17 protein-coding genes are annotated in these 19,186 nt (G+C 69.1%); 8 read left to right on the forward strand and 9 right to left on the reverse strand.

Translation table 11 applies throughout. The annotated features are described in order from the left end of the window. Nucleotides 1-94 precede the first annotated feature (94 nt). The 3 genes from C5E05_RS14965 (at nucleotide 95) to C5E05_RS14975 (ending at nucleotide 4,697) form a co-directional block, all read left to right on the forward strand. Nucleotides 95-1,339 (forward strand): FAD-binding protein, encoded by a 1,245-nt coding sequence (locus tag C5E05_RS14965; RefSeq protein ID WP_219819553.1) that lies wholly within the window; start codon nucleotides 95-97, stop codon nucleotides 1,337-1,339. 188 nt (nucleotides 1,340-1,527) lie between these two features. After that, nucleotides 1,528-2,202, forward strand: a complete 675-nt coding sequence (locus C5E05_RS14970) for a TetR/AcrR family transcriptional regulator (protein ID WP_104342383.1) — start codon at nucleotides 1,528-1,530, stop codon at nucleotides 2,200-2,202. A 14-nt stretch (nucleotides 2,203-2,216) separates the two neighbouring features. Further along, nucleotides 2,217-4,697, forward strand: a complete 2,481-nt coding sequence (locus C5E05_RS14975; RefSeq protein ID WP_104342384.1) for a YhgE/Pip domain-containing protein — start codon at nucleotides 2,217-2,219, stop codon at nucleotides 4,695-4,697. A gap of 726 nt (nucleotides 4,698-5,423) precedes the next feature. Here the strand turns inward: C5E05_RS14975 and C5E05_RS14980 are convergent. Then, complete coding sequence (locus C5E05_RS14980) at nucleotides 5,424-6,149, reverse strand: GPP34 family phosphoprotein (protein WP_104305694.1); 726 nt, start codon at nucleotides 6,147-6,149, stop codon at nucleotides 5,424-5,426. Between the two features lie 55 nt (nucleotides 6,150-6,204). Then, entirely contained in the window at nucleotides 6,205-6,864 is a 660-nt protein-coding gene (locus C5E05_RS14985) for an XRE family transcriptional regulator (RefSeq protein ID WP_104239973.1), read from the reverse strand. Between the two features lie 93 nt (nucleotides 6,865-6,957). On the opposite strand from C5E05_RS14985, the gene C5E05_RS14990 reads away from it, so the two are divergent. Further along, complete coding sequence (locus tag C5E05_RS14990) at nucleotides 6,958-7,512, forward strand: hypothetical protein (RefSeq protein WP_104332017.1); 555 nt, start codon at nucleotides 6,958-6,960, stop codon at nucleotides 7,510-7,512. After that, on the forward strand, nucleotides 7,509-8,042 hold the full coding sequence (locus tag C5E05_RS14995; RefSeq protein WP_104239975.1) for a ferritin: 534 nt from the start codon (nucleotides 7,509-7,511) through the stop codon (nucleotides 8,040-8,042). The genes C5E05_RS14990 and C5E05_RS14995 overlap by 4 nt, the downstream gene beginning before the upstream one ends. A gap of 96 nt (nucleotides 8,043-8,138) precedes the next feature. Here the strand turns inward: C5E05_RS14995 and C5E05_RS15000 are convergent, their stop codons facing one another. Genes C5E05_RS15000 through C5E05_RS20580 form a run of 3 tightly spaced genes read right to left on the reverse strand, consistent with a single transcriptional unit; the run spans nucleotide 8,139 to nucleotide 11,192 of the window. Next, the gene (locus C5E05_RS15000) at nucleotides 8,139-8,915 is read right to left on the reverse strand and encodes a DeoR/GlpR family DNA-binding transcription regulator (protein WP_104342385.1); all 777 of its coding nucleotides are present in this window, start codon (nucleotides 8,913-8,915) and stop codon (nucleotides 8,139-8,141) included. A gap of 10 nt (nucleotides 8,916-8,925) precedes the next feature. Then, nucleotides 8,926-9,921, reverse strand: a complete 996-nt coding sequence (gene pdxA, locus C5E05_RS20575) for a 4-hydroxythreonine-4-phosphate dehydrogenase PdxA (RefSeq protein ID WP_104342386.1) — start codon at nucleotides 9,919-9,921, stop codon at nucleotides 8,926-8,928. Further along, nucleotides 9,918-11,192, reverse strand: coding sequence for a four-carbon acid sugar kinase family protein (locus tag C5E05_RS20580; protein WP_104342387.1), 1,275 nt, complete (start codon nucleotides 11,190-11,192; stop codon nucleotides 9,918-9,920). Before C5E05_RS20580 ends, pdxA begins: the two co-directional genes overlap by 4 nt. A 245-nt stretch (nucleotides 11,193-11,437) precedes the next feature. Here C5E05_RS20580 and C5E05_RS15015 point away from each other — a divergent pair, with 245 nt between their 5' ends. Both C5E05_RS15015 and C5E05_RS15020 read left to right on the forward strand, forming a co-directional pair. After that, nucleotides 11,438-12,874, forward strand: a complete 1,437-nt coding sequence (locus C5E05_RS15015) for an Nramp family divalent metal transporter (protein ID WP_104342388.1) — start codon at nucleotides 11,438-11,440, stop codon at nucleotides 12,872-12,874. Beyond that, on the forward strand, nucleotides 12,874-13,821 hold the full coding sequence (locus tag C5E05_RS15020; RefSeq protein ID WP_104342389.1) for a phosphoglycerate dehydrogenase: 948 nt from the start codon (nucleotides 12,874-12,876) through the stop codon (nucleotides 13,819-13,821). Before C5E05_RS15015 ends, C5E05_RS15020 begins: the two co-directional genes overlap by 1 nt. 84 nt (nucleotides 13,822-13,905) lie before the next feature. Here the strand turns inward: C5E05_RS15020 and C5E05_RS15025 are convergent, their stop codons facing one another. Together C5E05_RS15025 and C5E05_RS15030 are read right to left on the reverse strand one after the other, a co-directional pair. Next, the gene (locus C5E05_RS15025; protein WP_104342390.1) at nucleotides 13,906-14,799 is read right to left on the reverse strand and encodes a dihydrodipicolinate synthase family protein; all 894 of its coding nucleotides are present in this window, start codon (nucleotides 14,797-14,799) and stop codon (nucleotides 13,906-13,908) included. A 60-nt stretch (nucleotides 14,800-14,859) separates the two neighbouring features. Then, nucleotides 14,860-15,840, reverse strand: coding sequence for an aldo/keto reductase (locus tag C5E05_RS15030; protein ID WP_104342391.1), 981 nt, complete (start codon nucleotides 15,838-15,840; stop codon nucleotides 14,860-14,862). Between the two features lie 135 nt (nucleotides 15,841-15,975). On the opposite strand from C5E05_RS15030, the gene C5E05_RS15035 reads away from it, so the two are divergent. After that, nucleotides 15,976-16,695, forward strand: a complete 720-nt coding sequence (locus tag C5E05_RS15035) for a CoA pyrophosphatase (RefSeq protein WP_104342392.1) — start codon at nucleotides 15,976-15,978, stop codon at nucleotides 16,693-16,695. Nucleotides 16,696-16,752: 57 nt separating this feature from the next. On the opposite strand, the gene C5E05_RS15040 is transcribed toward C5E05_RS15035, so the two are convergent. Both C5E05_RS15040 and C5E05_RS15045 read right to left on the reverse strand, forming a co-directional pair. After that, nucleotides 16,753-17,733 (reverse strand): LacI family DNA-binding transcriptional regulator, encoded by a 981-nt coding sequence (locus C5E05_RS15040; RefSeq protein WP_104239982.1) that lies wholly within the window; start codon nucleotides 17,731-17,733, stop codon nucleotides 16,753-16,755. An 86-nt stretch (nucleotides 17,734-17,819) separates the two neighbouring features. After that, nucleotides 17,820-19,055 carry a Gfo/Idh/MocA family protein gene (locus tag C5E05_RS15045; RefSeq protein WP_104342393.1) on the reverse strand — a complete coding sequence of 412 codons (1,236 nt, stop codon included), beginning with the start codon at nucleotides 19,053-19,055 and terminating at the stop codon, nucleotides 17,820-17,822. Between the last annotated feature and the right edge of the window lie 131 nt (nucleotides 19,056-19,186).

Raw genomic sequence — 19,186 nt, forward strand, 5'->3', positions numbered from 1 at the left:
GTATGGTGGTCGGCGGTGGAGCTTCGGGCCTGACTCTCTGGCCTGGCTCCGCCGGGTGCATCCACTTCGCAACGTCGCAGAAAGCAGGACCGCAGTGACCTCCAACTGGGCCGGGAACATCACCTTCGAGGCGGAGCAGATCGCCACCCCCACGAGCACGGCCGAGGTCAGCGAGGTGGTGCGGGCCGCGGTGGCCGGCGGGCACTCGGTGCGCGCGCTCGGCAGTGGGCACTCGTTCAACCGCATAGCGGACACGGGCGGCGTGCAGGTCTCGACGCGCGGCCTGCGCAGCCCGCTCCGCATCGACGAGGACCGGCGGTGGGTGTCCATCGGAGCGGGCACCCGCTACGGCGAGCTCGCGATCGACCTCGCCGAACACGGCCTGGCGCTCGCGAACCTCGCCTCCCTCCCGCACATCTCCATCGCCGGCGCGGTCGCCACGGGAACGCACGGCTCCGGCAACACCAACCGGAGCCTCGCGGCAGCCGTCGCCGCCATCGAGTTCGTCGCCGGCGATGGGGATGTCGTCGTGCTCGAGCGGGGAGACGAGGGGTTCGACGGGGCCGTCGTGTCGCTTGGCGCTCTCGGCGTCGTCACGCGCATCCGCCTCGACGTCGTGCCCCACTTCGAGGTGCGGCAGCGCGTCTTCGAGAACCTGCCGTTCGCGGCGCTGCTCGAGAACTTCGACGAGATCACGGGCGCCGGGTACAGCGTGAGCGCCTTCACGACGTGGGCGGAGCCCGAGCTCATCGACCAGGTGTGGGTGAAACAGCTCGCGAGCGAGGTGGCACCTGGCGACTTCTTCGGCGCAACACCCGCCACCGAGGCGATGCACCCCATCCGCGGCGTCTCCGCCGTGGCCTGCAGCGAGCAGTTCGGCGTCGCCGGCCCCTGGTACGAGCGCCTGCCGCACTTCAAGCTCGAGTTCCAGCCCTCCAACGGCGCCGAGCTGCAGAGCGAGTACCTCATCCCACGGCTTCGGGCACAGGATGCGCTGCTCGCGCTCGCGGGCATCGCCGACCGCATCCGCCCCCACCTGCTGGTCAACGAGGTGCGGACGGTCGCGCGCGACTCGCTGTGGCTGAGCCCCATGCACGGCAACGACGTCGTCGGCCTGCACTTCACGTGGAAGCAGGACCCGGAGGTCGCCGAGCTGCTGCCGCTGCTCGACGAGATCTTCGCGCCGCTCGGCGGGCGCCCCCACTGGGGCAAGGTGTTCGATGAGCGCGTGAAGGCCTCGGAACTGTACCCGCGCTTCGCCGACTTCCGGAAGCTCGTCGAACGCTACGACCCCAGCGGCGTCTTCGCGAACGACTTCACGCGGCGCGTGCTGCGGTAGGTGGCGCCGCCAACTCGCGTGATCAAACGCGACTTCCGGGGCCCTTGCTGGCGGATGCGCGTGATCGGTCCCGGAAGTCGGCCGGAGTCTGGGTGAGCCAGAGTCGGCGCTGACCCATCTGGCCCCCTTGCGTTCTCACTCGATCGTGCTAATTTACATTTGTAAATTAGATCTGATCGAGGAGTGCCGTGACCCAGGAAGATGCGAGGTTCGTCCGTTCGCGGGCGGCGCTCGTCGCAGCCGTCGTCGAACTGCTGGATGAGGGGACGGATGCGGCGCAGCTCAGCATCACCGACATCGTTGGTCGCGCAGGAGTGAGCCGCCCCACCTTCTACAAGCACTTCGACGACACCGCCGCCCTCATCCGCGAGGCTGCGCTGCGGCGTCTGCAGTCGGCGTTCGACCGCATCCCGAGCGTCGGCGACGACCCCTCGTGGCCGACCTTCGTGCGGGGCACGCTGCGCGCCCTGCTCGGCGAGCTCGCCGCCGACGCGCCCTTCTACCGGGCGGCGCTCGAGAGCAGCTTCGGTCTCCTCACGGGCGACATCATCGCCTACCTCGCGACGCGCCTGCTCGAGTCGTCGCCGCTCGGCCCCGTCATCCGCCGCCGCCGCGGTCCCGACACCCCGCAGGATCGCGCCGAGTTCCTCGCGGCCGGCGCGATGTGGCACGTCACGAGGTGGCTCTTCGCCGCCGCTGAGGTCGCGACCCCGGCCGAGGCGACCACGGCTGCCGGCACGGCAGCGGATGCACGCGCATCCATCGACGAGCTCGTCGAACGCCTCTCCTCCCTGCTTCTCGCATCCTCCGGCGCGACTGTCGCCGAGCTTGACGCCCTCCGCGTCGAGCACGCTCGCTCATAGGACTCCCCACGCCCATGCGTTCCTTCTCCCTCCCCGACTTCGTGCGCACGCACCGGCGGACGCTCGTCGTCATCGTCGGCATCATGCTCATCCCCCTCATCTACGCGGGCTCGCTGATCTGGTCGAACGAGGACCCGACGCACCGCCTCGACCACATCAACGCCGCGATCGTGAACAGCGACCAGGCCGCGACGCCCGCAAAGACGACCGACGGCGAGCCCGCCGAGCCCGTCGACCTCGGCGCGACGCTCACCGAGAAGCTCGTCGACAGCACCGAGTCGAACAACTTCAGCTGGCACGAGATGTCGGCGGACGAGGCGCAGAGCGCGCTCGAGTCCGGCCAGGTGCTCGCCGTGCTCGACATTCCGTCGGGCTTCTCGGCGGCAGCGGTCTCCGCGGCCGGCGATGACCCGCTCGATGCGGCGATCGCCCGCCTCTCCATCACCACCAACGACGGCGCGAACATCATCGTCGGCAACATCGCGTCGACGGTCGGCACCACGGTCGCCGACGAGCTCGCCGCCGAGGTCTCCGACGAGTACCTCCGCAACGTCTACGTGGGCTTCACCGACATCCACGAGAGCGTCTCGGAGGCTGCCGACGGCGCGACCGAGCTCAACGACGGCGCCGAGCAGGCGCGCACGGGGTCCGGTGAGCTGGTGGTCGGTCTCGGGCAGCTGCGTGAGGGCGGCCTCGCGCTCGCCGACGGCAGCGCGACCCTCGCCGATGGGGCGACCCAGGTGGATGCGGGGGTGCAGCAGCTCAACACCGGCCTCGTCACCGCCAACTCGGGTGCCCAGCAGCTCAGCTCCGGCGCCGCTGACGCGAACACGGGCGCGCAGCAGCTCAGCGCGGGCGCGGCCAGCGCGAACGGCGGCGCGCAGGAGCTCAGCACGGGGCTGGGCACGGCGAGCTCCGGCGCGCAGCTCCTCAGCGATGGACTCGCGGAGCTGTCCACGGCCGCCACCGACCTGCCAGGGAAGGTCACCGCCCTCACATCTGGTGCCACGGCGCTCGACACAGGGGCGACAGCTCTTGCCGGTGGAGTGGACACCGCCTTGACCGGAGCCGAGACACTCAACGGCGGGGCGTCGCAGCTGGCGTCGAGCACCAGCGAGCTCTCGGGCGACGTCGACTCGCTGCTCTCGAGCTGGGACACGCTCTCGGACGAGCAGCGCAAGGAGCAGATCACGCAGCTCTCCGAATCCGCCCAAGCCGCAAACACGCAAGCTGCGGGGCTCAGCGCCGGTATGACGGGCCTGGTCGGCGACGCGGCGGCCGGTACGGGGCTCAGCTTCCTCCAGTCGAAGTCGGCAGACCTCGCGGCCGGTGCAACCCAGCTCTCCGGATCCGTCGCGCCGCTCAGCGGCAAGGCCGACGAGCTCGTCGCGGCGATCTCGACGGCTTCGACGAAGTCCGCAGAACTCGCGGCTGGCGCTTCGCAGCTCTCATCCGGCGCGTCGACGCTCGCGACAGGCACGCAGTCGCTCGCCGACGGCGCAGCCACGTTGGCGACGGGCACGCAGTCCCTCGCCGATGGCGCATCCACGCTCGCGACGGGAACGCAGACGCTCTCGGCTGGTGCATCCACCCTCGCGCAGTCGACGCCGCAGCTCGCCTCCGGCGCGACGCAGCTCGAGCAGGGCGCGACGACGCTCGCCGACGGGACGGCCGACGCGGAGTCGGGCGGCACCGAGCTGAACGACGGCATCACGCAGCTCGCGGACGGCAGCAAGACCCTCGCCGACGGCCTCGACGACGGGGTCTCCGACATCCCCAGCTACACGGATGCGCAGGCCGACCACCTCGCCGGGGTCACGTCGACGCCCGTGGAGATCACGAAGACCCGCCTCAACGAGGTGCCGGCATACGGCTACGGTCTCGCGCCGTACTTCATGACGCTCGGCCTCTGGGTCGGCGCGCTCGCCTTCTACCTGATGTTCCCGCCGCTGCGGGAGCGGCTCGTGCTCGGCCGCCAGCCGGCGATCGTCGTGGCACTGCGCAGCTTCGCACCCGGTGCGATGCTCGGCGCGGCCCAGAGCCTCCTCATGCTCACGATCGTGCGGTTCGGTCTCGGCCTCGAGCCGGCGAACATGCTCGGGCTCGTCGCGCTCGCGCTGCTCACGAGCGTCACGTTCGTCGCCGTCAACCAGGCCTTCAACGCGCTGCTCGGCCCTCCCGGGCGCTTCCTCGCGCTCATCATGATCGTGCTCCAGCTCTCTTCGGCCGGCGGCACCTACCCGGTCGAGACGGCGCCCGCGTTCTTCCAGCTGATCCACTCCTGGCTGCCGCTGAACTACGCCGTCACGGCGTTCCGCTCACTCGTGGCCGGCGGGTCGATCGGCATCGGCGAGGCGTACGGGATGCTCACCGTCTGGCTCGTTGCCGCCCTCGCGCTCACCACCCTGTCGATCGCGCTCAAGCGGCGCCGGGAGCGGCTCAAGCCAGCGGCGGCCCCGGCGGCGGCTGTTTCGGAGCCGGTTGCGGTTCGGTAGTTGTCGGCGGGCGAGCGTCTCGTCCGCTCTCCTACCGTGTTCGGGATGGTTGTAACGCTTCGGGATGGCTTGCAAGCCATCCCGAAGCGTAGAACCCACCCGGAAACTGCTCGCGGGGTTCGTGGGGCCGGTCGGGCCAGCGGGGGCCCGCAGGGATCGGTCGGGGCCGCGGGGTTCGGTCGGGCTCGCGTTGCGTGCGCTCTCCTGCCGTGTTCGGGATGGCTTTGACGCTTTGGGATGGGGTGCAAGCCATCCCGAAGCGTAGAACCCACCCGGAAACTGCTCTCGGGGTTCGTGGGGCCGGTCGGCCCAGCGGGGGCCCGCAGGGATCAGTCGGTCTCGCCGGCTTCGCGGGGCTCGTGGGGGCTCAGGCCAGCGGCGGCCCGGCCGCAGTTTCGGAACCGGTTGCGGTTCGGTAGTCGTCGGCGGGCGCGCGTCTCGTGCGCTCTCCTGCCGTGTTCGGGATGGCTTTGACGCTTTGGGATGGGGTGCAAGCCATCCCGAAGCGTGGAACCCACCCGGAAACTGCTCTCGGGGGCCGCGGGGCTCGGTCGGGTCCGCGGGGTTCGGTCGGGCGCGCGTTTCGTCCGCTTTCCTACCGTGTTCGGGATGGCTTTGACGCTTCGGGATGGAGTGCAAGCCATCCCGAGGCGTGGAACCCACCCGGAGACTGCTCGCCGGGGCCGCGGGGCCGCGGGGGCCGCGCCGGCCCGGGGAAGCGCAGGGCTAGCTGTTCGCTGCGTTCGCGTTGGCGGCGACGCTCGCGGCGACGGCGGCGTTGATGGTGATCGCGTTCATGGTGCGCGAGACCGCCGAGCTCGCGGCGGCAGCTCCCCAGTCGCCGGCCTCGAGTGCCTTCGCTCGGTTGATCACTTCGGTTTCCCACGGGAGCTCTCGGTGCAGGGTGGGCAGCGAGCCGCTCGCGGAGAGCAGCGCCGCGAGTGCGGCGGTGCGGGCGTCGGGCTCGGCGCCGTCGATGAGCACGGCTTGGACTCGGCTCATGAGTGCGGCTCGTCGGCCCGTGTCGCCCAGACTGATGGTGGTCTTGGGGATGAACCCGAACGTCTTGCCCTGCTCGCGGTGCAGGTCGCCACGGAAGATGAGGCTCTCCAGCAGCTGGCCGCGCAGCTGGGGGCCGATGGACGCGAGCATGCCCTGCACCTCGCGCCGCTTCCCGTCGGAGTACTCCCACGCGCCCCGGAGGATCTCGTCCTCCGGCGCCGTCTCACCCACGGAGAGCACCAGGGTCCCGCGCAGGCCGGCCTTCTCGATAGCGACCTGGTCGTTCAGGGCCAGCTCGGTGAGCACGGCACCGGCGAGCACGTAGAAGAGGGTGCCTTCGCCGCCGATCGTTCCGTCGTCTGGATTGAAGAGCAGCAGCAGCAGATCTTCGGCGAGCAGCGGCTTCGCTTCCTCGGGGCCGATGGTCGGGATGTGGTCGGGCTGTTCCATGGTTCCCCCTGGCAGGTGCGCGAGTCGTCGTGCCGGCCAAGGTACCAGCCGAGGCTCAGCCCTCCGCGCGGTCTCCGTACGCCGTGACGGAGAGGAAACGCGCCGGGAGCTCGATGAGCTCCTCCGGGCCGTGGGGGCCCTCGCCGTCGAACTGCAGGGTGTCGCCGGGGCCCATCTCGTAGCGCGCGTCCCCGTGCCCGTAGGCCATGCGGCCCTCGAGCATGTAGAGCAGCTCGGTGCCCGGATGCTGGAAGAGGGGGAACACCTCGCTCGCCTCGGTCAGCGTCACGAGCACCGCCTCCATGCGCTTGTGCTGGCCGCGCAGGGCGCCGAGGAGCTCGTAGAGGTGGCCGGATCGGGAGCCGCGGCGCACGATCTGCGCCCCGTGGCCTGCCGGCACGTAGACGGCCTCCCTGTCGGAGTCGACGCCGCGGAAGAGGGCGGTGACGGGCACGTCGAGGCCGTGCGCGAGGCGGCCGAGGGTGGTGAGGCTGCAGGAGGTGAGGGCGTTCTCGATCTTCGAGAGCATGGCCTTGGAGATGCCGACCTTGTCGGCCATCTCGGCGACCGACATCCCGGTCGCGAGGCGGTACGCGCGCACCTGGATGGCGATGGCACGCTCGAGGTCGCCCGGCTGCGGTCCGACCGTGGCCGGGTCGACCTCGCGGTGCACGGAGCCCACGCCGATCTCGTCGTGGTCGTGTGCGTCGCTCATGCAGCCTCCGGGGTTCCGTTCAAGCCTAGCTTTCGCCGACCGGCCCGCCCGCGTCGTTTGGTGTTGGGCGCGCCTGGCTCTAGCGTTGCGGTCATGAGCGAGACGAGCGCTGGTGCTGACCGTGGCTGGGTCGCGCGCGCCGCGATCAGGGCGGTGCTGCTCGTCATCATCGCCGGGTACCTGGCGTACATGCTGCTGGTGTTCCCGAACGCGGCTGCCGGATCCGACGTTGATCGCGACTCCGCCGAGGGTGCGCGCCTCGCCGGCACGCTCATCCCGATCGCGTACGCGAGCATCGCGGCAGCGGTGGTGCTGGGCGTGTGGCTGGCGCTCGATGTGACGAGGGCCATCGCGATGAGCCTGCGAGCGTCGCTGCTGTGGCTTGCCTCGGTCGCCGTCCTGGCTGCATCCGCCTGCGCAGCGCTGAGCGTCGCCGTCATCGTGGACAGCATCGTCGCGGGGATCGGCGTGGATGCCGACCAGACCAGGTACTGGGGGAGCACGGGGGCGATCATCGGGGATGCCTTCGGCCTGACCTGCCTCCCCTTCGTGGCGGCGACCGGTGTCGCCCTGCTCCTGTGGACGATTCGCACCGCGACGAAACTTGACCGCCACGCGAAACCTGCCAGGAGTAGCGTTGCGGCGTGACTTCATCTACGTTCAATGACCTTCTGACCGCCCAGATCGGCAACGAGTTCTCGGCCTCGCAGCAGTACATCGCGATCGCCGTCTGGTTCGACAACCACGACCTCCCGCAGCTCGCGGCGCACTTCTACCAGCAGTCGGTCGAGGAGCGGAACCACGCGATGATGCTCGTGCAGTACCGCCTCGACCGCGACCTCGGCGTCACGATCCCCGGCGTCGCCGCGCCGAAGACCGAGTTCGCCGATGTGGTCGAGCCCATCGCGCTTGCGCTCGCGCAGGAGCAGGAGGTGACCTCGCAGATCGAGGCGCTGTTCCGCGCTGCGCGTGCTGACGGCGACGCGATCGGCGAGCAGGCGATGCTCTGGTTCCTGAAGGAGCAGGTCGAGGAGGTCGCCTCCATGTCGACGCTCGTCACGATCGCGAAGCGCGCCGGCGACAACCTGTTCGACATCGAGAACTTCATCGCCCGCGAGACCATCGGCGACAGCGGCCAGGACGCGGACGCGCCTGCGGCGGCAGGCGGCGCGCTCTAGCAGCCGGCTCGGCCGATCGCGCCGTCGTCAGACGGCTCGCCTCGGGTGGGGGACGCGCGAGGCGTGTCCCCACACCCGAGCGCCGATGTGCAGGCGCTACGCGACGATGACCTCATGGCCGAGGGCCCGCAGCTGCTCGATGTGCTCTGGCTGTGCGGACTCGTCGGTGACAACCGTCCAGGAGGGCGGCATGGAGAGGGACGCCTGCCCGATGGCCTTCCCCAGTTTCGCTCCGTGTGCCAGCACGTAGACCTGGGTGACGCGACGCCCGATGATCTCCTTGAGTCGCGTCTGCTCGGTCTCCATCTCGCAGAGCTGCCCGTCCGAGGAGACGGAGTCGGCGCCGAGGAAGGCGATGTCGCCCCGCACCCGTTCGAGTGTCGCTTCGGCGAGCGCGCCTACGAAGCTGCGACTGAGCTTGCGGAGGCGACCCGCCACGGCGATGACCTGCACGGGCGAGTTCTCGTCAGAGAGGTCGTTGATGACCTGGAGGTTGGGGGTCACCACGGTGAGCTCCTCGCGGTGCCGAAGATGCGGGGTCATCGCCGCGATCGTCGAGCCTGCGTCGAGGATCAGGGTCGCGCCCGCGGTGATGCGCTCGGCGGCGAGCTTCGCGATGGCCCGCTTCTCTCCTTGCGCTTCGCCCGCCCGCTCCGGCAGGGAGGACTCGCCATGCCCGTTCACGGCTATCACGCCGCCGTAGGTGCGAGCGAGGAGTCCCGCCTCGCCGAGACGGGTGAGATCGCGGCGGATGGTCGAGGGGGTCACGTCGTAGCGCGCGGCGAGATCGTCGACCGTCGATGGCCCCTCGGCTGTTGTGCGCTGCAGGATGTCCTGGCGTCGTTGCTGCGCGGACAGTCGGGGATTGCTCATGGTTGAGAGATTACGCGTGCACGGGGGCGAGCACGATCGCCTGGCGCATCGCCTCGACCATGCTCCGCGTGTCGACGATCCCCTTGCCTGCGATGTCGAAGGCGGTGCCGTGGTCGACGGAGGTGCGCGGCACGGGGAGCCCCACGGTGATGTTGACGCCAGCTTCGATGCCGAGCACCTTGATGGGCCCGTGTCCCTGATCGTGATACTGGGCCACGACGAGGTCGTAGTCGCCTCGTCCCGCGAGGAAGAAGAGCGTATCGGCGGGCAGTGGCCCCTCGGCGTTGATGCCATCGGCGCGGGCGGCGTCGACTGCTGGCGCGATCTTGAGTGCTTCTTCGTCGTAGCCGAAGAGGCCGTTCTCTCCTGCGTGCGGGTTGATGGCGGCGACGCCGATGCGGGGATCGGCGATGCCTGCTCCCTGCAGAGCTGCGTGGCCGCGTCGGATGGTGCGCTCGACGAGGCCGGGTTCGATCTTCGCGATGGCATCGATGAGTCCGATGTGGGTCGTGACGTGGATCACGCGCAGCTTCGGGGTGGAGAGCATCATCGATACCTCCTCGGTGTTGGTCAGCTCGGCGAGCAGTTCCGTGTGCCCGGGGTACTTGTGGCCTGCGGAGTGGAGCGCGGACTTGTTGAGCGGTGCGGTGCAGATCGCCTGGATGCTGCCCGCCGCCGCCAGCTCGCAGGCGACGCGAATGTACTGGAAGGCGGCGTCCCCGGCGATGGCGGAGAGTTCGCCGAAGGGGAGGTCCTCCGGGATGAGACCGAGGTTGATGACGTTGATGACGCCAGTCTCCGTGCGCGCGTCGTTCGGGTCGGTGATCTCGTGGAACTCCGCGTCGAGACCGAGCGCCTCGGCTCCCCGGCGGAGGCGGGCCGTGTCGCCGATGACGACGGCGCGGCAGGTCGTGGTGATCTCAGCGTCGAGCAGCGCGGCGACGGTGATCTCCGGTCCGACGCCTGCGGCGTCGCCCATGGTCACTCCGATGGTGGGAAGGCTCATGGGAGCCACCTTTCGTTGTAGTCGTCTGCGGCGGGGTCCGCCGTGGTCTTCGGGGTCGTGGATGCTCGCAGCTGGATTGCAGCGGCTGCGGTGAGCAGGGCGTTCGGGCCACCGAAGCTCCCTGGCTTGGTGGCGATGAGGCGTCCGTCATCGGCGCGCATCGTGATGATGCCCGGCTCTGCTCTCCCGTCGGGGTCGAGGACGGGGTTCGGGTGGGTGAGCGAGGTGATGCCGAGCTCATCGAGGAATGCACCGGCGGTCTCACCGCCGGTGAGCACGAGGTCGTGGTCGATGAGGGCGCCGGCACAGAGGCTCGCGAATGCTCTGGCGTACGCCGGACGGTCGATGACGGCGGCACGAGGATCGGCGTGGAGCACCCAGATCCGGGACGCGGTGGCGATCGGGGCGCGGGAGTCGCGGGGATCCAAGCGGGTGACCGTGGCCCCCGCGGCGCGCAGGGCCTCCACCTGTGCAAGCGCACTGGGCTCGGGCGAGCCGACCACGACGGCGACCGGTCGGCGATCTGGAGAACGAGCAGGCGGAGCAGGCGCGTGGTGGTCGGCAAGGGCCGCCGGTATTCCGATGCTGGGTCTCGAGTCGAGTTGCGCTGCCGAGACAGCTTGGATGAGGTCGGCCGCTCCGACCGCAGCCACCGGCACGTCGAGGCGCACGATGCCGAGAGCCAGCCGCTCGAGGTCCGTGGTGGTCTCGGCGTCGACGAGGATGCACTCATGCGTCTCCGCCAGCTGGGCGAGCCGTCGGCCGAGCAGCGCCGGTGTGGGGAATCCACGCAGCTCATCGAGGTGGATCGAGAAGGTGGTGAGGTCTCCCGTGCTGTCACTGAGTCGTTCAGGTGCGCGGCTCGTCTCGCGCTGCCAGGCGGGAGTGACCGCGAGCGGCTCGCCGCCGACCAGGGGGCGTCCGGCGAGCACGGTGCGGCCGAGGCTCGGAGCGGCAGAGGTCATGACGATTGCGGCGTGCGCGGCGAGCGGCCGCAGCTCGGCGGCGATGTTCCCGCGCAGCTGGGAGTCGATCTTCTTCATGAGCAGGCCGGGGCGGTCACGCAGCGTGTGCAGCACGGTGCGGGTACGCGCTTCGGCAGCATCGGATGGCAGCGAGCGGCTGTCGGTATCGATGACGAGACGCGGCGCAGCAGAGGTGTGGGGGAGGCCTGCGGTGACGTCGCGCACGAGTGCGCTTGCGGGGCCGAGGGCACCCGCGGCCTCCACTGCGCCACTCAGATCATCGGCGATGACAGTGAGGTGCTGCATGGCTTGTCCTCTCTGCGGTCTGCCGTGGTTGCTGGGTCGCGGGAACCGTTGACATTGCGTGTTGTGAGCAGTCTTGCGCAGTTTGTGACGGTAATCAAGCCCATAGTGCGCGAACTGCGCGTATCTCTTGCGCGAAACGCGCTTGTGATGTCAGACTGTCTTCGTCGCAGCGTGGCACACCCCGCACTCGTGTGGGTCCCGTCGGCGCCGCATCCATCTGCACATTTCGCGCAAGGAAGCCGAACATGACTGAACAGGCCAACACTCGAATCGCTGTCGCCGGCGATCCTGCGAACAACGAAGACCCGTACCACCTCGACCCCGCTGACGCGATCGAGCCACCCACCACGTTCCGTGGGCGACTCAAGTACCTGGGTCCTGGGCTTGTCATCTCGGCGGCCGTCGTCGGCTCCGGGGAGCTCATCACGACGACGGCACTCGGTGCCAAGGCCGGCTTCATCCTGCTCTGGCTCGTCATCATCTCGACCGGGATCAAGGTCTGGGTGCAGCTCGAGCTCGCGCAGTGGACCATTCTCGCCGGCAAGCCGGCGCTCGAGGGGTACAGCAACGTGGGGCCGCGCGTCTTCGGCCGCGCGGGGTGGATCAACCTGCTCTGGGTCCTCATGGACTTCGCGAAGGTGCTCCAGCGTGGCGGCATCATCGGCGGTGCGGTCGCCTGCCTGAGTCTCGCGTTCCCGGTCATCGGGGAACCCCTCGGCCTGCCGTCCCTCATCTTCTGGACCGTGCTGAGCCTTGCTGTCGTGATCAGCCTCCTGCTGACCAACAAGTACAGCGTCGTCGAACGGCTCTCTGTCGTGGCCGTCGTGCTCTTCACGATCATCACCGTGGCGCTCGCCCTCGCGCTGCCCTTCACCGGCTTCGCCTACAGCACTGCAGATATCGCTGGCGGCCTCACCTTCGCGCTCCCGGTCGGGGCCATCGGCTTCGCCATCGCCATGTTCGGCATCACCGGAGTCGGGGCGGACGAGATGACGACCTACACCTACTGGTGCATCGAGAAGGGATACGCACGGTACGTGGGACCGGACGACGGCAGTCCCGAGCGGGCCCGGCGCGCCCACGGCTGGATTCGTGTGATGCGCACCGACGTGCTCGTCTCGTGGATCATCTCCACGATCTGCACGATGAGCTTCTATGTCATCGGCGCGGCCATCCTGCACCCGCAGAACCTCGTCCCCTCCGGCAACGACATGATCGTCACGCTCTCGTCGATGTACACGTCCGTCATGGGGCCAGCCGGGTACTGGATCTTCATCGTCGGCGCGTTCATGGTGCTCTTCTCCACCTTCATCGCGTCGACGGCCAGCGTCCCGCGCCTGTGGGCGAACACCGCGTCCATCCTCGGCTTCTACGACTGGACCAACCTGGCGACGCGCAAGCGCATCATCCGGGTCCTGACGGTCGTCTTCCCGATCATCTGGGCGCTCAGCTACCTCGTCATCCAGTCACCCGTGCTGATGGTGCAGATCGGAGGAATCGCCAGCGGCATCTTCCTCGTCGCAGTGGTCATCGCGGTCTGGCACCTGCGCAAGCACCAGGTTGCACCAGAATTCAAGTCGAACCATTTCTTCACTGTCATGCTCGGGGTCTCCTCGTTCGCGGTCGCCGCACTCGGCATCTACTCCGCCCTCGAGATCCTCGGCCTCGGAATCGGAGCCTGATGCGACTGCGCGTCCTCACCCCATCGTTCGGCCGATACTCGAGCGAGCCGTCCGCGCTCGCCGTTGAGCTCGGGGTCGAGCTCGAGTACCAGACCGACGGCCATCCGAAGGCGGCGGCCGACGTCGTCGCCGCGATCGGGGACGCACCTGCGGTGCTCGTCGGCCTCGATGAGGTCTCCGCGGAAGTGTTCGCGGCATGTCCTCAGCTGAGGGTCGTCGCGAAGCACGGCGTCGGCACCGACAATATCGATCTCGCAGCTGCTGCGGCCGCTGGGGTGGTGGTGGTCAACACCCCAGGCGCGAATGCGGACGCTGTCGCAGATCTGACGCTGGGCCTCATGCTCGCGGGGTCGAGGCGCATCGTCGAAGCCGAGCGCAGTCTGCGCGCTGGGAACTGGGACGTCTTCCTGGGGGCTCAGCTCGGCGGGAAGCGCCTCGGTGTCCTCGGGTTCGGGCGCATCGGACGTGCCGTCGCGCATCGTGCGGTCGCGTTCGGGATGCGCGTCTCGGCCTACGACCCGTACGTTCCGGCGTCGGTGCTCGAAGAGGCGGGCGTCGAGGCGGGTTCCCTCGATGAGATCGTCGCCTCGAGCGATATCCTCACGCTGCACCTCCCCGGAGACAGCGGTCCGCTGCTGACCCGCGAACGAATCCTGCGCATGCCGCACGGTGCGGGGCTCGTCAATGCAGCCCGTGGTGGGCTGGTGGACGAGTCCGCGCTCGCGGAAGCCCTGGAATCCGGGCGGCTGGGCTTCGCGGCGCTCGATGCCCTGGAGCATGAGCCGCCGCGTGCTGACGATCCGCTGCTGGTGGCGCCGAACCTCCTTCTCACACCGCATATCGGCGCGTTCACGGATGCGGCGAACACGGCGATGGGGACGATGGCCGTCGCAGAGGTGGCGAGAGTGCTCGGCGGCGGGGAGCCACGCTTCCGCGTCGGTGGTTGATGCTCGCTGATCGTCCTCAGACAGCGAAGGCGGGGCCGCATCCACGTGGATGCGGCCCCGCCTTCGTCGAGCGCCTGGTGTCGGTCAGCGGAGGCCGCGGGCCAGGTCAGCCTCCACGGTCTCCTTGACGGCTGCGATCGCTTCGTCCGACAGCTGGTTGAAGGGAGCACGGCAGGGGCCCAGGCCGGCACCCCGCTGGTTGGCGGCGTGCTTCACGACCGAGTTCGGGTTGCCGAGTGCGAGGCAGTTCCTGATCGGGCGGATGCTGTCCTGCGCCTTGCGGGCGTCATCGAAGCTTCCAGTCCTGAACAGGTCGTAGATGCTGGCCATGACGCTCGGGTAGATGTTCGCGATGCCGCTGATGCCGCCCGTGCCGCCCGCCTGCAAAGCCCAGAGGTTCAGCGAGTCGTTGCCGGACATGACGGAGAACGTTGCCCGGTCGGTGCGTTCGAGGTACTGGAGGATGGTGTCGAAGTTGCCGCTAGAGTCCTTCACCGCGACGATGTTGTCGACGTGCGCCAGACGCTCGATTGTCGCGGGGGCGACGCTCACGCCGGTGCGGGCGGGAATGTTGTAGACGATGATGGGTGCGTCAACGGCGTCGGCGACGGCCCGGAAGTGCGTCTCTAGCTCCTTCTGGGACGCGGCAGCGAAGTACGGGGCGATGATCGAGAGGCCGTCGGCGCCCGCTGCCGCGGCGTCCTTCGCGATGCTGATGGTCTCACTGGTGCTGACTGCCCCGGCGCCGACGATGACGGGCACTCGACCAGCGACTTGGTCGATGACCACCCGTGTGACGTGGGCACGCTCGGCCGGTGACTGCACGAAGAACTCGCCGTTCGTGCCGAGCGCGAAGATGCCGTGCATGCCTGCTGCAAGCTGAGTGTCGAGGTGCGCGCGCATGGCGCCCTCGTTGAAGGTCTCGTCATCGTTGAAGGCGGTGGCGACGGCGGCGAAGATGCCTGAGAACTGCGGCAAGGTGTTCCTCTCATTGGGTCGTCGCCTGCGCGGCTACGCGGAGGCGCGATGGTCGTTGACTCAGCGGTTGTAGAGCGGCATGGTGCCGCGGATGCCCGTGGTGGCCACATCGATCGCGTCGAGGATGTCGGCGGCGAGCGGGCCCTTGGCAACGGCTGCGATGTTGGACTGGAGCTGCGCGACGGTGCTCGTTCCGAGCAGGAGCGCGTCGGTGGCAGGCGAATGTGCCGCCCACCGGAGCGAGAGCTCCGCTTGCGGGATGCCGGCAGCGTCTGCGATATCCGCGAGGCTCTCCGCAGCCAGGGTGACGGTCTCTGAGAGGTATCGCTGGCGGTACATGTCTGCGAGCACGGAGCCTGTGAACCGGTCTGGCGTTCCTGCCGATGATGGGCGCCGCGCGAGGAGCCCGCCTGCGAGTGGGTTGTAGACCATGGTCGCGACGTCGTGGGTGCGGGCAGCTTCTGTCCACTCGTCTTCGATGCGCCGCGCGAAGATGCTGTACACGTTCTGCGCGACGGCAGGTCGGGGTGCGCCGGCTCGTGCGGCCTCCGTGATGAGGTCGACGACCTGCCAGGCGGCGAAGTTGGAGACTCCGAGGGCTCCGATCTTGCCTTCGGCGTGCAGCTCGGCGACCGTGCCCATGGTCTCAGCGAGGCCGGCGCTGCGGTCGGGCTGGTGGAGGTAGAAGAGGTCGATGCGGTCGACACCGAGGCGTCTGAGGGAGCCCTCCACGCTGGCGCGGAGTCCCTTGGCAGAGAGCGGAGAGCTGTCCCCTGCATCTGCGTGCGGCATCCCGGCCTTGGTCGCGAGCACGATGCGATCGCGGAAGCGTGCGACCGCGGGGGCGATCAGCGTCTCCGTGGTGCTCTTCGCGTACCCGTTGGCGGTGTCGATGCCCGTGATGCCGGATTCCACGGCGCTTTCGAAGATCTCGAGGGCAGTGGATGCCTCGACGGTGTCGCCGAACGACATCGTGCCGAGGACAAGGGGCGTCAGGTGCACTGAGGTGCCATCGAGTGCCAGCGGCTGTGCGCGAGTCATTGGGTTCTCCTCGTCGAGTCGGGTGTTCAGCGTCTCATGATTGCACGTTGCGCGCAACAGAATGCGTGCTTCGCGCAATGTGGGGCCTGTGCGCGGTGCAGGGCTGAGCCGGCGAGCGCCGCGTAGGCTGAAGCCGTGCATCCTGAACCCGTGACGAAGGCGGCGCGAGCGCAGCTGGCCGAGCTCGCCGAGTGCGCGGCTGCTGGGCGAGAGCCTGCCGTGCACCTGTCGCCCGTCGATGAGCGCCTCGTGCGCGTCTCCCGTTCGGCCGCGGTGCTCATCCTCTTCGGCGTCCTCGACTCGCTTCCCAGCGATCGCGAAGCACAGGCCGGCGCCGTCTCCCGTGACCTCGACGTGCTGCTGCTCGCGCGAGCTTCGACGCTGCGCTCGCACCCGGGCCAGGTCGCGTTCCCGGGCGGCCGGGTCGACGCGGAGGACAGGGATGCGGTCGCGGCCGCGCTGCGCGAGGCGGTGGAGGAGACGGGGCTCGATGCCGATGGCATCGACGTGCTCGGCCCCCTCGAGCCCGTGCCCCTCACCTACTCGCGGCATCTCGTCACGCCCGTGCTCGCCTGGTGGCGGCGTGCGTCCGAGGTCGGTGTCGTCGATGAGGCGGAGTCGGCGGCCGTGTTCCGGGCCCCCGTCGCCGAGCTGCTGGACCCCATGAATCGGGGCACCACGGTGCTGCGCCGCGACGGCGAGGAATGGCGTGGGCCGGCGTTCATGGTGCGGAACGAATCGGGCGAGCACCTCGTCTGGGGCTTCACGGCGATGCTGCTCGACGGCATCTTCGACCGCCTCGGCTGGACCGAGCCCTGGGACCAGGCGCGGGAGTTCGAGCTCCCCGACGCCTGAGCTCGCCAGTCGCCCGAATCGGCGTGGCGCGAGGCCGCGACCGCCGAGTCGGTGGGCTCATTCGCAGCCGCAGGACCTCCGGATGACGAGCTCGCCCCGAGGCCGCTCGTCCGGGATGCTCCCGACGCCGAGCAGCCGGAAGACGGCCTGCTCGGCGAGCTCGGCGATGGGCTGGGCGAGCGTCGTGAGCCCCGGCCAGGCGTACTCGGCGTCGTCCGTGCCGTCGAACGAGACGACGGCGACGTCGCCCGGCATATCGACGCCCGCCTCGTGGAGCGCCCGCATCGCTCCGATCGCGAGCTGGTCGGAGCTCATGAAGACCGCGTCGACCTGGGCGCTCGCGGCGGCGAGGTTGCGGCCGGCGAGGTACCCGGATCGGCGTTCGAAGTCGGCGGGGAACACGAGCCCGGGCTCGAGGCCGGCGGAGGCGAGCTCGGCGGTCCACCCGCCGTAGCGGGCATCCTTCGTCGAGCCGACGAACGCGATCCTGCGGTAGCCGTGGTCGATGAGGTGGCGCGTGGCGTCGCGTGCGCCCTGATCGAGGTCGACGCCGACACCCATGGTGCCTGCGATGGGGTGGGGGTTGTTGAGGGTGGCCCAGCGGATGCCGAGCGCGTTGAAGGCGGTGACCTCGTTCGGGTGCACGATGGAGGCGACGAGGAATCCGTCGACCTGCCGGGAGGCGAGGGACCGGGCGAGTGCGATGGCCCGGTTGTCGTCGTCGCGCGAGTTCACGACGAGCACGGCGTAGCCCTCACGTGCCGCCACGTTCTCGACCTGCTGGCACAGCTCCGACCAGAAGGGGTTCGTGGTGTCCGGCACGATGATGCCGATGAGCCGCGAGGACCCCATCTTCAGTGCGCGGGCCGCGGCGTTCGGCGTGTAGCCGAGGATGCGAATCGATTCGCGCACGCGCGCCGCGGTCGCCGGCGCGACGGGGGCACGGCCGTTGAGGGTGTACGTGACGACGGCATCGCTGACACCTGCGTGGCGCGCAACGTCCCGGCGCGTGACCTTCCGGGGTGCACCTTCGGGCATCACTACTCCTCGTTCACTCGAGTCGATCTTACGGTCGATGCGGGCGCCCGAATCCTCGGACGCCCGCATCTTCATCGCTCGCTCCGTCAGGCGCGTGCGGCGTCGGCGCTCACTGCACCGAGCGGCGCGGGTGCGTCGCCGAAGTCGTTGATCGGGAGTCGCTCTCCACCCGCCAGGGCAGAGCGGTGCGCGACGATGCCTGGCAGCGTGAAGCGCGCGGCGACCCAGGCGTTGACGGGCGGGAGGGTGCGGTTGTTGACGGCGGTGACGAAGTCGTCGACGAGGAAGTGGTGGCTGCCCTCGTGCCCGTTGTGGACGCCCGAGAACTCCGCGGGGAGCCGCGAGGTGTCGTGCACCTTCGAGTGCCCGGACACGAACGCGTCGCGTAGGGCGGGGGCGACGTGCGCGAGCGACGGGTCGTCGGCATCCGCAGTCGCATCCGTCGCGATCAGGTCGGAGACATCCGTGACGCCCTGCTTGTCCTGCCACACGGCGACCTCGGCGAGCTGCTCGAAGCTGCCCTCCGTGCCGAAGTAGCGGAACCGGCTCTCGCGGATGTGCGAGGGGTAGCCGACGCGACGCATCTCGTTGATCCGCATGGACCCGCCCTCGGAAAGCTCGAAGAGCGCCGTCGCGTTCGAGAAGTTGTTGTCGAACATGCTGATCTCGCGGTCGAAGACGCCGTCCTGGCGATCGTCGACCACGCCGATGCAGCTCACGCTGGTGGCGTGCCCCGGGATGGCGCCGAGGACGCCGCCGATGGAGTGGGTCGGGTAGAGCATGGGCGGGTAGCTCGCGGTGCGCTTCCACTCGGCGCCTCCCGAGTAGGCGTAGGCATCGTAGAAGCCCAGGTCCATGTCGTGGACGTAGTCGCCCTCGGCGTAGAAGATGCGCCCGAACTTCCCGTCGGCGAGCTGGTTGCGCGCGTAGATCGTCGCCGGGTTGTAGTAGCTGGTCTCGCCCATCATGTAGGTGAGGCCGGTCTCGCGCACCGCATCGATGATGGCGGCGATCTCGTCTTCCGAGATGGCCATGGGCACTGCCGAGTACACGTGCTTGCCAGCCTGCAGCGCGCGGAGCACCAGCGGACCGTGCGTCCAGCGCTGGGTGAAGAGGGCGATCGCGTCGATCGAGTCGTCGGCGAGGAGGGCCTCGAAGCTCTCGGCGGTTCCGTCGAGGTCGGCGGATGCGTTGAGCGCCTCCGCGCGCTCGGACAGCACGTCGGTCACGAGGATCCGGTCGACGCCGGGGTGGAGTTTGAAGAGGGTGGCGAACTGGCCGGCGAACTGACCGGCTCCGACGATTCCCAGGGACAGCGACATTGGTGACCTTTCAAGGTGACAGGAAAACCCTGGCTCCACCACGGTGGGGAGTCGGGCGCGGACCTCGAGCATCGCATGACTATTTACTCGCGTCAACACGATATGTGTCTGAATTATTGGCCCTTGCGGTT

It is taken from the genome of Pseudoclavibacter sp. AY1H1 (assembly GCF_002931055.1).
Taxonomy (GTDB): Bacteria; Actinomycetota; Actinomycetes; order Actinomycetales; family Microbacteriaceae; genus Pseudoclavibacter.

Bases quoted from the DNA above. Each gene is read 5' to 3' on its own strand.
- C5E05_RS14980 (WP_104305694.1), bottom strand. From the start codon at position 6,149: ATGGAACAGCCCGACCACATCCCGACCATCGGCCCCGAGGAAGCGAAG.
- C5E05_RS15015 (WP_104342388.1), top strand. From the start codon at position 11,438: ATGACTGAACAGGCCAACACTCGAATCGCTGTCGCCGGCGATCCTGCG.
- C5E05_RS14985 (WP_104239973.1), bottom strand. From the start codon at position 6,864: ATGAGCGACGCACACGACCACGACGAGATCGGCGTGGGCTCCGTGCAC.
- C5E05_RS20580 (WP_104342387.1), bottom strand. From the start codon at position 11,192: ATGCAGCACCTCACTGTCATCGCCGATGATCTGAGTGGCGCAGTGGAG.
- C5E05_RS15020 (WP_104342389.1), top strand. From the start codon at position 12,874: ATGCGACTGCGCGTCCTCACCCCATCGTTCGGCCGATACTCGAGCGAG.
- C5E05_RS15045 (WP_104342393.1), bottom strand. From the start codon at position 19,055: ATGTCGCTGTCCCTGGGAATCGTCGGAGCCGGTCAGTTCGCCGGCCAG.
- C5E05_RS14975 (WP_104342384.1), top strand. From the start codon at position 2,217: ATGCGTTCCTTCTCCCTCCCCGACTTCGTGCGCACGCACCGGCGGACG.
- pdxA (WP_104342386.1), bottom strand. From the start codon at position 9,921: ATGAGCCTTCCCACCATCGGAGTGACCATGGGCGACGCCGCAGGCGTC.
- C5E05_RS15040 (WP_104239982.1), bottom strand. From the start codon at position 17,733: ATGCCCGAAGGTGCACCCCGGAAGGTCACGCGCCGGGACGTTGCGCGC.
- C5E05_RS14990 (WP_104332017.1), top strand. From the start codon at position 6,958: ATGAGCGAGACGAGCGCTGGTGCTGACCGTGGCTGGGTCGCGCGCGCC.
- C5E05_RS15000 (WP_104342385.1), bottom strand. From the start codon at position 8,915: ATGAGCAATCCCCGACTGTCCGCGCAGCAACGACGCCAGGACATCCTG.
- C5E05_RS15030 (WP_104342391.1), bottom strand. From the start codon at position 15,840: ATGACTCGCGCACAGCCGCTGGCACTCGATGGCACCTCAGTGCACCTG.